This window comes from Acinetobacter sp. YH12039 (assembly GCF_013420015.1).
In the GTDB taxonomy this organism is placed as follows: domain Bacteria; phylum Pseudomonadota; class Gammaproteobacteria; order Pseudomonadales; family Moraxellaceae; genus Acinetobacter; species Acinetobacter amyesii.
Genome location: NZ_VOZA01000002.1, coordinates 131,864 through 143,874 on the forward strand (window position 1 = coordinate 131,864; position 12,011 = coordinate 143,874).

General features: G+C 37.9%; 16 protein-coding genes. 8 read left to right on the top strand and 8 right to left on the bottom strand.

Features of this window, described 5'->3' with window-relative positions; genetic code table 11:
- Window positions 1-13: 13 nt before the first annotated feature.
- The 5 genes from FTT98_RS01730 to FTT98_RS01750 all read right to left on the bottom strand — a co-directional run bounded on the left by FTT98_RS01730 (window position 14) and on the right by FTT98_RS01750 (window position 2,454).
- Window positions 14-736, bottom strand: a complete 723-nt coding sequence (locus tag FTT98_RS01730; protein WP_010112790.1) for a phage antirepressor KilAC domain-containing protein — start codon at window positions 734-736, stop codon at window positions 14-16.
- Entirely contained in the window at window positions 733-1,023 is a 291-nt protein-coding gene (locus tag FTT98_RS01735) for a hypothetical protein (RefSeq protein WP_004761346.1), read from the bottom strand. Before FTT98_RS01735 ends, FTT98_RS01730 begins: the two co-directional genes overlap by 4 nt.
- 80 nt (window positions 1,024-1,103) lie before the next feature.
- Window positions 1,104-1,451 carry a hypothetical protein gene (locus tag FTT98_RS01740; protein WP_180176918.1) on the bottom strand — a complete coding sequence of 116 codons (348 nt, stop codon included), beginning with the start codon at window positions 1,449-1,451 and terminating at the stop codon, window positions 1,104-1,106.
- Window positions 1,448-2,284 carry an ORF6N domain-containing protein gene (locus FTT98_RS01745; RefSeq protein WP_180176919.1) on the bottom strand — a complete coding sequence of 279 codons (837 nt, stop codon included), beginning with the start codon at window positions 2,282-2,284 and terminating at the stop codon, window positions 1,448-1,450. The genes FTT98_RS01740 and FTT98_RS01745 overlap by 4 nt, the downstream gene beginning before the upstream one ends.
- A gap of 2 nt (window positions 2,285-2,286) precedes the next feature.
- Window positions 2,287-2,454 carry a CopG family ribbon-helix-helix protein gene (locus FTT98_RS01750; RefSeq protein ID WP_180176920.1) on the bottom strand — a complete coding sequence of 56 codons (168 nt, stop codon included), beginning with the start codon at window positions 2,452-2,454 and terminating at the stop codon, window positions 2,287-2,289.
- A 114-nt stretch (window positions 2,455-2,568) separates the two neighbouring features.
- Here FTT98_RS01750 and FTT98_RS01755 point away from each other — a divergent pair, with 114 nt between their 5' ends.
- Window positions 2,569-2,883 carry an Arc family DNA-binding protein gene (locus FTT98_RS01755; RefSeq protein ID WP_004761343.1) on the top strand — a complete coding sequence of 105 codons (315 nt, stop codon included), beginning with the start codon at window positions 2,569-2,571 and terminating at the stop codon, window positions 2,881-2,883.
- A gap of 29 nt (window positions 2,884-2,912) precedes the next feature.
- Here FTT98_RS01755 and FTT98_RS01760 read toward each other — a convergent pair whose 3' ends face one another.
- A complete protein-coding gene (locus FTT98_RS01760) occupies window positions 2,913-3,527 on the bottom strand; it encodes a DUF4124 domain-containing protein (protein WP_180176921.1) in 615 nt (204 codons plus the stop codon).
- Window positions 3,528-3,667: 140 nt separating this feature from the next.
- Between FTT98_RS01760 and FTT98_RS01765 the strand changes: the two genes are divergently transcribed.
- Genes FTT98_RS01765 through FTT98_RS01775 form a run of 3 tightly spaced genes read left to right on the top strand, consistent with a single transcriptional unit; the run spans window position 3,668 to window position 5,138 of the window.
- A complete protein-coding gene (locus FTT98_RS01765; RefSeq protein ID WP_180044781.1) occupies window positions 3,668-4,048 on the top strand; it encodes a hypothetical protein in 381 nt (126 codons plus the stop codon).
- Complete coding sequence (locus FTT98_RS01770; protein WP_174498793.1) at window positions 4,048-4,632, top strand: glycoside hydrolase family 19 protein; 585 nt, start codon at window positions 4,048-4,050, stop codon at window positions 4,630-4,632. The genes FTT98_RS01765 and FTT98_RS01770 overlap by 1 nt, the downstream gene beginning before the upstream one ends.
- A complete protein-coding gene (locus tag FTT98_RS01775) occupies window positions 4,629-5,138 on the top strand; it encodes a hypothetical protein (RefSeq protein ID WP_180176922.1) in 510 nt (169 codons plus the stop codon). The genes FTT98_RS01770 and FTT98_RS01775 overlap by 4 nt, the downstream gene beginning before the upstream one ends.
- Window positions 5,139-5,142: 4 nt before the next feature.
- Here the strand turns inward: FTT98_RS01775 and FTT98_RS01780 are convergent, their stop codons facing one another.
- On the bottom strand, window positions 5,143-6,759 hold the full coding sequence (locus FTT98_RS01780; protein ID WP_180175489.1) for a tyrosine-type recombinase/integrase: 1,617 nt from the start codon (window positions 6,757-6,759) through the stop codon (window positions 5,143-5,145).
- 147 nt (window positions 6,760-6,906) lie between these two features.
- Here FTT98_RS01780 and dusB point away from each other — a divergent pair, with 147 nt between their 5' ends.
- Window positions 6,907-7,926: a tRNA dihydrouridine synthase DusB gene (dusB, locus tag FTT98_RS01785; RefSeq protein ID WP_257230173.1), complete on the top strand. Its 1,020-nt coding sequence runs from the start codon at window positions 6,907-6,909 to the stop codon at window positions 7,924-7,926.
- Between the two features lie 155 nt (window positions 7,927-8,081).
- On the opposite strand, the gene FTT98_RS01790 is transcribed toward dusB, so the two are convergent.
- Window positions 8,082-9,125, bottom strand: a complete 1,044-nt coding sequence (locus FTT98_RS01790; RefSeq protein ID WP_111883795.1) for a nitronate monooxygenase family protein — start codon at window positions 9,123-9,125, stop codon at window positions 8,082-8,084.
- Between the two features lie 214 nt (window positions 9,126-9,339).
- Here FTT98_RS01790 and FTT98_RS01795 point away from each other — a divergent pair, with 214 nt between their 5' ends.
- The 3 genes from FTT98_RS01795 to FTT98_RS01805 all read left to right on the top strand — a co-directional run bounded on the left by FTT98_RS01795 (window position 9,340) and on the right by FTT98_RS01805 (window position 11,975).
- Complete coding sequence (locus FTT98_RS01795; protein ID WP_180176924.1) at window positions 9,340-10,599, top strand: putative DNA modification/repair radical SAM protein; 1,260 nt, start codon at window positions 9,340-9,342, stop codon at window positions 10,597-10,599.
- A 9-nt stretch (window positions 10,600-10,608) separates the two neighbouring features.
- Entirely contained in the window at window positions 10,609-11,388 is a 780-nt protein-coding gene (locus tag FTT98_RS01800; protein ID WP_180176925.1) for a TIGR03915 family putative DNA repair protein, read from the top strand.
- A gap of 65 nt (window positions 11,389-11,453) precedes the next feature.
- On the top strand, window positions 11,454-11,975 hold the full coding sequence (locus FTT98_RS01805) for a hypothetical protein (RefSeq protein WP_180176926.1): 522 nt from the start codon (window positions 11,454-11,456) through the stop codon (window positions 11,973-11,975).
- Window positions 11,976-12,011: the final 36 nt, after the last annotated feature.

Below are 12,011 nucleotides of genomic sequence, written 5' to 3' on the forward strand. Positions count from 1 at the left end.
TCTTTATTGGATTTTATTTGAGTTTTTCCTTATTTACTAAACCTGTAATCCTAGTCAAGCCAAATGCTGTCACTCGCATGTGTAAAAATACACGCTCTTGACCATCATTTTGATTTTTGATTACTGGTGATGCTTTATTGGTAAAAACACCATTCAACACATACTGTGCATGTGGTTGTAATTTCTTTTCAGCATCTCGATAACACCATTTTTTTTGAAGTAAAAGATTAATGAGATCCTTTTCTTTTATTCCAATTGTTTTGGCACATTCACGGATACAGTAGGTATGTACTGTTTCAGCAATGGTATCGAGTGCTTGCGCTTTGGGCTCAAGTTTTTCAACTTTTTGGGTTAGTTCAATATTTTGTTTTGCCTGAGTTTCAATTGCTTGTAGTAGGTGATAAGGATTTGAAATATCAAATACTGGTTGAGCAACTTGAGCTTCAAGTTCTTGCCAACGATCTACCAAGCGAGCTGTAAATTCTGGGCAAAGTTGGGCAACCACGATAATACTGTCGCGCTTACCTTGTTCACCTGTGAATACATAAACTTGAGTAGTACGAGTACGACCCATTTTATCAGTAGATTGTTCATCCTCAATTTGAGGTTGAACAATAACGCTAGTGTTTACAAGCGTTTCAATAGTACGCTTAACATTGTCATGGCGTTTTTCAACAAGTTCAGCAATTTCCAAACTTGTCATCATTTGAATTTGTACAGGAACAATTGCATTCATGCTGCCAACTCCTCTGCAAAAAACTTTACCAAGTCAGGTGAGCATTCTTTGAAGTTATCAAATTCTTCAACACAAATATCTCGAAAGTTATTTGCTATTGATGAAGCTAAATGTGCCAAAGTTTTGATTGTTGGTGATAGTTCTGACTTTTCGGCAATTACAGTTGTTAATGCTGAAATTTCATCAAAACGATTATTTGCGATACGCACAAATTCAAGCAAACTCCGTAATTGTTGCTCACTGACTTGAACTTGCTTGTCTTGGGTGAATTGGGTTATATTGTTCATCGTTAATATTCCTTTGTTAACAACTCCAAAGCCCTTTGAATCCGCCAAGATTACATTGAAGGGCTTTTTTATTGTCTGAATTAAACATTGTTAAGATTCCAAATGATTAAGCTCAAAATTAATATAATTAATCCTAGTAAATAACTTGTAGTTCGCCACACTAAAAGAGATTTAGTTCCTTGCTTGAGTAGCGTTTCACAACGCACCATTTCATTTGTTGCTTTTTCAAGCACCTTTGTTCCTTGTTCTAAAGCTTTACGCATCTCCATATTTTCAAATTTGATCTGTTTCTTTTCATTCCAGTTTTCAACTAGCATTTCACGCTGAGATTGAATACGATAAGCAATATCCTCTAAAAGTTCTTCGCGTGTCATTTTGTGAAAATTTTCGTCAAGGTCTTTGACTAATTGGTCAGTTGATACATTCATTCTACAAATCCTTTTACTAACTGCACCACAGATTGATACCATTTGAGTTGCTTGACAGGAACACCGTCACTGTGTTTTTTACCTGTATCAAATAATTCACCTAAACCTTGAGCTTTTTCAGTCATCAACCAGATATCATCTTCTTTTACTTGATAACCTAAATCAACAAGCACCTTATTAACTTTTTGACCACTTAATTTAGGTTCTAACATTTCACCAATTTGGGTTGGCGTAAATACCTGTTCTTGCACTGGCGAATGTAAATGTGTGGCATCCAACAATTGTAAAGGTGATTCACCAGTTATCTTTTGAACAGCTCGGTCAGCAGATAAAATAGCCTGATTACCTTCAAGTCCGATCATTTTTGCCATACTTAAACAACATTTAAGTGTGCTACTTATTTCACGAACATTTGATTTCTTGCCAGAGGCATTGATTGGTGATTCTTGAAATGACTTAACAGTAAAGTAACAATCTTCAAGTTGTTCAAATACGCTCCACGCTTGATCCGTATCAAGAATTTTGGCATGACGCGCAGCCCCTTTTTCTGTCCAAAGCATTAGGGAGCGAGTTTTACTAGATATTTCAGGATAATTTGTGAGTATCTTTAAGCTACTCGCAAAATCTTTTAATTCCTGTCCTGTAATTTTGAAGAAGTGCTTACCTTCGACAAAACGTTCATTATTACGATCATGGTTTTGGCGAATACGAACTGAGTCAGTTCCGTAAAATTCTGCCAATTGTTCTGTCAATAGAACTGGTTCAGATTTAAATTCAATAATTGCAGTTTGCTTTTCTGCAACTTGTACTACTGGTTTTACTAAAGCATTCATTTTTAAAGCTCCTGTTGTTGTTTGAGCTGCTTAATTGCTTTCACAATTAAATAATTCATAGAACGATCATGCTTTTCTGCCATTTCTTTTAGCCATGTGTGTAATTCATCTGGTAAACGAACTTTGTATTGCGTTCCACGCTGTTTTGGACGTGGTTCATCATCAAACATATATTGCTCCAATAATATGTACCTCTTGGTGATATTTATAATGTACCTCTTGGTGACCATTGTCAAGAACCAAAGAGGTGCTTTATCATGTATTTTTAATTTTGGTTTATGGTTATGAGTGCAAATCAACGTGATCCACAATACAAACTTCGTTGGTCAGAAGAGTTAAGGGATAGGATTACTCAGTCAGCTAAAGACCATAACAGATCAATGAATGCGGATATAATTGCTCGCTTAGAGGCAAGCTTTAAATTAGATCAAGCAAAAGATCAGATGAATGATTATTTTTCTGTAAATGATAAAATTGTTGAAGGTTTCAAAAGACAAGAAGAGATATTAAAAACAATCGTTACAACATTAGTTATGGAAAAGAATATTGATGAAGAGTTAAAAAATGCTTTAATGAGTTATATAACTAAGAAAGATTAAAAAGCCGACTTAGTGTCGGCTTTAATTGTTTAATTACACTGCATTTGTCCGCCCACACTTTGGCATGAGCCACCAGTAGAAGGGAAATAAGTATCACCTGCACCACGATTATAACGAGTACCATCCGACCCCCAACAACCTGCACCATCACAGTTTGTTATTGTGGATGGCTGACGTTGTGTCATTGGGGCAGAGTAAGAGCTATTTGAGTTTGAGTAACTATCACCACTAGATACATTTACGCCATTCATTGCTGCTAATGTATTACGCTGGTTAGTAGTTAAACCTCTGGATCCTTTAATCGGTGTGCTAGCTTCCTGAATAATTTTTTGGCGCAATGCTTCATCTTCAGCAGAGCGTGTAGGCTGACGAGGCACAGTATAAGTATTTTGACGAGTGCCCTGATAGTGATTTACATACGTGTCAGGAATGGATGAATTAGAGCGATAAGTTTGTTTAGGTGCTGGTGTACTGGTTGTACCCAACGATCGTAAAGTTTCTATATTCTGTTGCTTAGTACCCTTAGGTGGTGGCTTACTTGAATAGGTAACATTACCTTTTGCATCAACCCATTTGTAAACCCCTGCATATAGATTTACTGGAATACACAGTAAAATAAACGTTGTAATTTTTAATACACTCATGCGCATCTCAAAGATAATAATTATATGAAATCACGATAGTTTAATTTTAAAGCAGTATCAACCCCCTGTAAGGTTCGCTAAATAACCGCCTTTAAATAAAACTCTACGAAATAAAGTAGAGTTTTATTTCGGGGCAAGTTATGCAAGAAAACACAATTCCATGGATCATCAAAGTTGTGCCTGCCGTAGTGGGGGCTATTCTTGCCCTGGTATTAAGTGGTGACATTGATAAAAACGGAAAAATTCAAGTGTCTTTGGGTGTTATAGGCAAGTTTTTATTCAGCGTTTCAGTCAGCCTTTATGGCGGTTCAGCATTTATTGAATATTACGAATTATCAAAATATTCTCACATGGCTCAAGGCTTTGTGATGCTTATGTTTGCAGTTTTTGGATTATTAGGGATTGGCATTCTTTATCAGTCTATTGCATTGATGCATGGTAAACCTTTATCTGAGGTTATTAGTGAGGTCAAAGCTGCCTTTATTTCAATACTTAGTAATGGTAAAGGTGGGAAAAATTGATGAATACTCTTGATATTACACAACTTCAAAAAGCCGTTGGCGTGAAAGCTGATGGAATTCTTGGGCGTAATACTTTAACAGCTGTATTTCAAAAACTTGGTGCTAATCCTGCACGAGCTACTGAATTAGCATTAGCAGCAAATGTGCACTTAGAGACATATTCAATCAAGACGCAGTTACGCTTTTGTCATTTCTTTGCTCAACTTGCTCATGAAAGCGGAAATTTTCGCTATATGGAAGAAATTGCTTCAGGTGTAGCTTATGAAGGTCGAAAAGACTTAGGTAATGTAAACAAAGGCGACGGTGTGCGTTATAAAGGTCGAGGACCAATCCAGTTAACTGGTCGAGCTAATTATCGTAAGTATGGTCAAGAACTTGGAATTGACTTTGAAAATAACCCTGCAATTGTTGCGCTGCCAAGTGTTGGAATGCTTGTAGCTTGCAAATACTGGTCTGAAAATAACTTAAATGTATTTGCAGATTATGATGATGTAACCACGATTACTCGTCGTATTAATGGCGGTTTAAATGGCTTTGATGATCGTAAAAATAAACTTTCTATGATTAAAGGGTGGTTTAAATGATTGATGCCGTGTTAGGTAAATTTTACAAATACATCATTTTAGGCTTGATGATATTTATCTTTGGCTATGTTTTTTATGCCAATTCTCTTGCTGGAAAATTGGCAGATTCTGAAAAAGTTAAAACTAAAGCAATAGCTGATGCTATTAAGCCTTATCAAGATGCAATTGATCAGGCTCAAGAGGAAAAAGCCACCATTATGAAAACATGGTCAGCTAAAATTATAGAGGTTGAACAAAATGCAATTAAACAAATCCAAGCTGCCAATAGTGATGCTCGTAATGCTCAGTTTTCAGCTGATAGCATGTCAAAGCAACTCAGTGAAGCCAACAAACGTTTGTCCAGTGCTCCCAAGCAAACCATCATTAACTACACCATTGCCAACTCAGAGCTACTCGAAAGTTGCACAGCAGAATATCGAAGCTTGGCAGAAAAAGCTGATGGACACGTCATTGATGTCAGGCGATTAAATGAAAGCTGGCCAGAACCAAATAAAACCCTCAATTGAGGGTTTATTTCTTGATAAGGTTTGAAACATCAGCATCAAAATATTTAGTAATATCAAACCATTTTTCTATTTCTTTTTCCCATTTGTACACACGTTCATTTTCAATTTTTAATACATCTAACCCTTTGATGCTAAAGTGAGTCGTATCATTTGGAAGCTGTTTCCAATCAATAACCCCATTATCATTAAACCAATTTTCCCAAGCATTTTGTATGTATGGGACTACAAAAGACTGTTGCACATCATTCCATGCAAATATGTTTTGTATATTGGATTTTTCTTTATACATATCTTTAACACTTTTAGTCGGGCGGAATGATTTCATAAATCTTTCCAACTGTTCTTTGATAAAAGAAAATTCAGTATTTATAACGTCAGGTGTTTGAACTTGAGAATAAGCTTCCTCTGCATCCGCAATATCAGCAGCTGATACATACCTTTGTTTTAAAGCAAATTTAGAATAATTATCGTCATATTGTTGTCGGGCAAATTGAATAGCTGTCTGATAATCTAAACGTTCACCACGTTTTCTTAGGTTTACATACCGTTTAAGACTATTCCATGATGAATGTAATGTAATTGTTTGAAGTTGCGGTATCGTAAAGCCATCCTCTGCATAGCGTGTTGCAGCTTCATGGCGTAAATCATGGAACCTTAAATCTTCAATTCCATTTAAACGACATGCTCTACGAAAATAATCACTGACCGTCTGTACATTGACAGGTAATAAAAGCTCATCACTATAACCCAGCTCCAGCATTCTTTTTCGAGTAGAAGGTTCAAGTAATTCTTCAATAATGAGGAGGGCATTAGGCTCTAAATGGGCAAACTTATGATTTCCTTTGGATCCATCTGGATTTTTAACGTCTCTGATCTTCCATTGACTATTTTTTTTGTCAAAATCAGCTAAACGCATTTCACATAGTTCACCTTCACGACGACCTGTATAGATCGCAAGCCACATGACCAGGTGCATAGGAATGGCATTGCGAACTCGTTTCCAGCCTTTATAAAAGTGATTGGTCAGAATATGAAGTTCTTCTGATGTGATTAAACGATCACGTTCCTTTGATTTAGTAACAATACGAGCTTTTTTTAGACCGATTAGCGAATGTGACAATTCATTTTTTGCATGTGCAACATCTTCACCCCATACAAGTTCAGCATGGTTTAGGACCGATGAGATATGGGATAAATCTTTTAATGCAGTTGCTGGGGCAACTCCATCTATCATTTCAATTGGATTGCCTTTTCGTCGTTCAATGGCAAATGATGAGAAATCTTGACGTGAAAGGGTATAAGCATCTTTATGGGCAATATCATAATTACAGATATTTTTTAGTGCTGCAGTTTTGGTATCAGCAAATTCATCACTAATTTCATCTAAATATTGAGTGATGAATTGTTCTAAAGTTTTTGACACAACCTTAGCTTCTGGATTTAGAATAGCAGGATTAACCAGAATCTCTGCTTCAAGTCGCTTAATCCATTCTTTGGCTAATGACTCTTTTGCAAAAGTTCTTGTTTTAATAAATGGTGGTAAGCCTTTACGAGTTATTCGTATTTGAGCTCTGTATCGAGTTTTACCATCTGCTGTAGTTCGTTCTGCAATTGTTCCCATATTTACGCCATAAAGTTGGATTTACGCCACAAGGGTGATTATGGCGCAAATAAGGCGTAAAGAATAGTTAAGAATGATTGAAAATGATGTAAAACCTTTGAGAATATGGGAAAGTGAAAATTGAGTAAAAACAACGTAATTGCAGAATTGTTTGATAAATCAAAGCATTCCCCTATTTTTGTCGCCCCGATGGCAGGGGTTACAGATCGCCCATTTCGTACACTTTGCAAATACTTTGGTGCAGGTCATGCGGTCAGTGAAATGATGACGGCAGATAAGACACTACGCATGAGTAAAAAGAGTCTTTATCGTGCCAATTTTGATGGTGAAATAGCGCCTATTTCTGCCCAAATTGCAGGGTCAGATCCAGCTGAACTGGCTGAAGCCGCTCGCTATCAAGTGGCAAATGGTGCGCAAATTGTCGACATTAATATGGGATGTCCGGCGAAGAAAGTCTGTAATAAGTTGGCAGGTTCTGCACTACTCAAAGATGAAGACTTAGTGGCTCGCATTTTAGATGCTGTGGTTGATGCAGTTGATGTACCCGTGACTTTAAAAACCCGCTTGGGCTATCTAAATGGTCATGAAAACATTATGTGCGTTGCGAAACGTGCTGAAGAAGCTGGCATTGCTGCATTGGCACTTCATGGTCGTACACGTGAAGATATGTATCTGAATACGGCGCGTTATAGCTTAATTAAAGATGTGAAATCGTTGATCAATATTCCTGTGATTGCCAATGGTGATATTGATACACCTGAAAAAGCTAAATATGTATTGGATTATACTGGTGCCGATGCAGTCATGATTGGTCGCGCAGCTCAAGGTCGCCCATGGATATTCCGTGAAATTGGACATTACCTGACGACAGGTGAACATATGGCTGCGCCAAGTATTATGGAAGTTCGTGACGTATTGCTTGGACATTTATCTGAGTTATATGGTTTTTATGGTGAATATTCAGGTTGTCGAATTTCACGTAAACATATTGCTTGGTATACCAAAGGTTTACGCTCTAGTAATGAGTTCCGCCAAAATATGTATAAAGTTGAATCTACAGCAGATCAATATAAAGTCGTCGAGAACTATTTTAATCACTTACTCGATCATGGTCAGATCATGAGTGATGTTCAAGTTGATCAGGTCAATTTGCTTGAAACCAAATAATTTAAAGTCAAACGAAATGGATCTGTGCAATTCGATACAAAGTAGGCTGCTTTAAGTTAGTTAGATTGATTTGAAATAAGGATCTAATAAAAAGCCCTCAATGTTGAGGGCTTTTTTGTAGGCATTCATGTTTAAATGACGCGTTGATCGAGGTCTTAGTTAAAGCGCATTTCTAAAACCAATTGATTGATCAAGTCGGGTGCTTCCAATTCACGTATTTGAGAGACATTGGTTCCCGCCCAAAAAGCACCATATTCATGTACCCCATGTTTACTTGCTGCTGCATGTAATTGTTTGCCTAAATCATAGCTATATGGGTAAGCCGGAACTGTCGGGCGTGTCGGCGTGTCAATATCGGTGTGCCAGTTATTGATAATGCCACGCGCAGGACGACCTGAAATACTTGATGTAATCTGCGTGATGGGCGCATCAAATAATGCTTTGCGATAAGCTTCATTTGCATTTGATGTTTTGCATTGCACAAAAGCAGTGCCCAATTGAACAGCATCTGCACCCAACTCCATAATTTGATAGGCCTGATGTCCATTCATAATGCCGCCAGCAGCAACAACGGGGCATTGAATATGGCGTTTCAAGAGCTGAACCAAGTCACGTGTCTTAACACTACTATCAAAGTTTTCATTGAAAATGCCACGGTGACCACCAGCTTCAATACCTTGAGCAATCACGATATCAATGCCTGCAGCTTCGATCAGTTTAGCTTCTGCTAAGTTGGTTGCAGAAACTAGAGTCAAAATACCCGCTTGTTTCAAGGCTTGGATTTGATGTGGATGTGGAATACCAAAATGGAAGCTTACCGCTTTAGGGCGCGTTTCCAATAAGAGGTTTAGAAAATGGTCATTGTCTTTAAAGCTTGGATAAATACAGTTCAGTGCTTCTGGAGCTTCTGCATTATATTGAGCAAAGCGTGATTTAAATTGCATGATCCATTTGGCAGCAACTTGTTCATCGAGTTCTACTGTGTCATGACAAAAAAAATTGACCTGAAAGGGTTGTTCAGTGAGCTCTTGAGTTTGTAATATTTGTTGACGTGCATTCTCAACACTGCTTGCACCTAAACCCAGTGAACCAAGTCCACCTTGATTTGACACTTCTGCAGCAAGTTCAGGTGTAGAAACACCTGCCATTGGGGCAAGAAATATAGGGTGTTTGATGCCAAGTTTTTCTAATAAAGTCATGTGCATACTCCAATCACTCTAAATACTTTGCCCAAGCGAGTGAAATTAAGCAAATAATATTCGTTATTTCATATCAAAATGGTCTTTTGCTTACACGAAAGTTGTACTTGAAATTAAGCGACACCTCGTGTCGTAGTAATGATGTATGACCCGACTTTTGAGGTGGATCCTTTTAAAATGATGCTGTATTCACTTTAAATTTTATAATTCTCCCATGTCTGAACGTATCCGTGAAAAACTGCAAATTTTAGCCGATGCTGCCAAATATGATGTCTCATGTTCTTCGAGTGGTAGTAAGCGCCAAAATAAAGACAAAGGTCTGGGTAATACTGGAAACGGTATTTGCCATAGCTATACCGAAGATGGTCGCTGCGTTTCGTTATTAAAAATTCTATTTTCCAATGTCTGTATTTTTGACTGCGCATATTGTGTGTCCCGTCGAAGTAACGACGTAAAGCGCGCAGCATTTACGGTACAGGAAGTGGTCGATTTGACTATGAATTTTTATCGTCGGAACTATATTGAGGGGCTATTTTTAAGTTCGGGGATTTTTAAATCGGCGGATTACACCATGGAACGTATGTTGCAGGTGGTAAAAAAACTGCGTTTAGAAGAAAATTTTAATGGTTATATTCATCTGAAGACCATTCCGGGGGCATCTCAGGAAATCATTACCGAAGCAGGTTTATATGTCGACCGTATGAGCATTAATTTGGAAATGCCGACAGAAGATGGTTTAAAAAAATTTGCACCTGAAAAAAGTCATGTTGAAGTCCAAAAAGACTTAGGTATCGTGCGAGATCGTTTGATTCAATTCAAAGATGAACGAAAAATAATACGCACAGTTCCTAAATTTGTACCCGCAGGACAAACGACGCAAATGGTGGTGGGCGCACATCAAGAGTCTGACCGTGATGTCATACTGATGGCAGACCGTCATTACAAAGAGTTTAAGCTCAAGCGTGTGTATTACTCGGGTTATATTCCAATTAATGAAGAGGAGCGTGCGCTGCCAGCTGTGGGATCAGCACCTCCTTTATTACGAGAAAATCGGCTGTATCAAAGTGATTGGTTGATGCGTTTTTATGGGTTTGAAGCGACGGAATTGGTCGATGAAGAGCATCCAAATTTAGAGCTGGATATTGACCCAAAATTAGCGTGGGCACTGCGTCATCCAGAGCAATTTCCCGTGGATATCAATCGTGCAGAATATCAGATGATCTTACGTGTGCCGGGTATTGGTGTGCGTTCTGCTCAAAAAATTGTTCAAGCACGACGTTTTGGTAAAATTCATATCGACCAATTAAAACGTATGGGTATTTCCTACAATAGAGCACAACATTTTATACGCTGTGAAGATTCACCTAAATTTATTCGTGAACAACAGCCTCATCAAATAAGACAGCAGATTTTGCAAAGTGGCCAGTCGAAATATACGCAGCAAATTTCTCCACAATTGAACTTAGGTTTTTAGGATACAGTCGTGAGTATTTATGTCTTTGATGGCACGATGACAGGATTGTTAAGTTGTGTTTTTCGGGCCTTTCAATTTAAGCAATTTGACATTCAGATTTGTACAGATGGGCAAGTGCAGGCAGGTCTTTTCGCCGAAGTCATTGATGTGGCTAGTCACGATGAACAAGCACAGCGGGTATGGCAAGGATTAAAGCTTAAAGCATCTGAAAGTGCTTTGAAGCAGTTTTATTATGCGTTTTTATCCGAGCAGCAGCAGGCTTTTCAGCATTGCTTTAATTTTGCAGTGTATGTGTTTCAGCAGCAGCGAGATGTATCAAAGAATTATGGTCATGCAGACGTATTGGGTCTGAGTCAATGGGCGAAGCAAGTGGGACGTGAAAAACATCGTATGGAAGCTTTTGTGCGTTTTAAAAAATGTCAGGATGGTTTGTTTATTAGTTTAGTCTCACCTGATTTTAATGTATTGCCTTTGATCGAGCGGCATTTTAAGGCACGCTATCAAGATCAGCGTTGGTTGATTTACGATGAAAAACGCAACTATGGCATTTACTATGACTTAAAACAGGTGCATCAAGTGGATATGGATGCCACAACCATAGATGGGCAAATACAGTCCGGCCATAGTCAATCTTTCAATATCGAACTGGATGATGATGAAGTTTTATATGATCAGCTTTGGAAAGATTATTTTAGAAGTGTCAATATTGAAGCCCGACGTAATATGAAATTACATGTGCAGTATGTGCCACGTCGTTATTGGCGTTATATGAATGAAAAAGCGATTTAGGTGCGAATCATCTGGCAATTTTCGGGCATAATGATTGCGCTTTTGATTGTTTAAGTGAGACCTTGATGAAATTATTTCTTGTTACGACCGTTCTGACGGCAATGACGCTCACGGCGTGTTCTGCAAATAAGCAAGAAAAGAAAACATTCGATCCGAAAAGTTATCAAGTTGCTGATACTGCTGGATTACAACGACGCTTTGAACAATTAAATCAAACTCTAGCAACAGATTTTAGCCAACTAAAAAAAGTAGAAAGTATGGCTTTTTCAGATCAATCCGCTTTAGATGTTCAGAACTTAAAAACTTTAAATCAGCATTTTGTTGCCAATACCGCTTTAAAAAGCTCCAAAATTGCCTATTGCGAAGTAATGAATCATTATTTTGCTGAAATGTATCATCTCGGACATGTTAACTTAGCCTTGGTGAAAGACGTTAAACTACCAAATGCCGAAAATGAAGATTTGAGTCAGGTATTTGCAAATGCTGACCAATTTTATGATTTTATTATCAACCGCTATACCACATACAAACAGGCACAAGAAACCATGCAATATGGTTGTAATCTAAAAGCTGCACTAGCAGATTAAAAAAAGCCCCTCATTTGAGGGGCTTTTTATTTACAG

Excerpts from the sequence above, each read along its gene's own strand:
- FTT98_RS01730 (WP_010112790.1), bottom strand. The coding sequence starts at position 736 with ATGAATGCAATTGTTCCTGTACAAATTCAAATGATGACAAGTTTGGAA.
- FTT98_RS01735 (WP_004761346.1), bottom strand. The coding sequence starts at position 1,023 with ATGAACAATATAACCCAATTCACCCAAGACAAGCAAGTTCAAGTCAGT.
- FTT98_RS01740 (WP_180176918.1), bottom strand. The coding sequence starts at position 1,451 with ATGAATGTATCAACTGACCAATTAGTCAAAGACCTTGACGAAAATTTT.
- FTT98_RS01745 (WP_180176919.1), bottom strand. The coding sequence starts at position 2,284 with ATGAATGCTTTAGTAAAACCAGTAGTACAAGTTGCAGAAAAGCAAACT.
- FTT98_RS01750 (WP_180176920.1), bottom strand. The coding sequence starts at position 2,454 with ATGTTTGATGATGAACCACGTCCAAAACAGCGTGGAACGCAATACAAA.
- FTT98_RS01755 (WP_004761343.1), top strand. The coding sequence starts at position 2,569 with ATGAGTGCAAATCAACGTGATCCACAATACAAACTTCGTTGGTCAGAA.
- FTT98_RS01760 (WP_180176921.1), bottom strand. The coding sequence starts at position 3,527 with ATGAGTGTATTAAAAATTACAACGTTTATTTTACTGTGTATTCCAGTA.
- FTT98_RS01765 (WP_180044781.1), top strand. The coding sequence starts at position 3,668 with ATGCAAGAAAACACAATTCCATGGATCATCAAAGTTGTGCCTGCCGTA.
- FTT98_RS01770 (WP_174498793.1), top strand. The coding sequence starts at position 4,048 with ATGAATACTCTTGATATTACACAACTTCAAAAAGCCGTTGGCGTGAAA.
- FTT98_RS01775 (WP_180176922.1), top strand. The coding sequence starts at position 4,629 with ATGATTGATGCCGTGTTAGGTAAATTTTACAAATACATCATTTTAGGC.
- FTT98_RS01780 (WP_180175489.1), bottom strand. The coding sequence starts at position 6,759 with ATGGGAACAATTGCAGAACGAACTACAGCAGATGGTAAAACTCGATAC.
- FTT98_RS01790 (WP_111883795.1), bottom strand. The coding sequence starts at position 9,125 with ATGACTTTATTAGAAAAACTTGGCATCAAACACCCTATATTTCTTGCC.
- FTT98_RS01795 (WP_180176924.1), top strand. The coding sequence starts at position 9,340 with ATGTCTGAACGTATCCGTGAAAAACTGCAAATTTTAGCCGATGCTGCC.
- FTT98_RS01805 (WP_180176926.1), top strand. The coding sequence starts at position 11,454 with ATGAAATTATTTCTTGTTACGACCGTTCTGACGGCAATGACGCTCACG.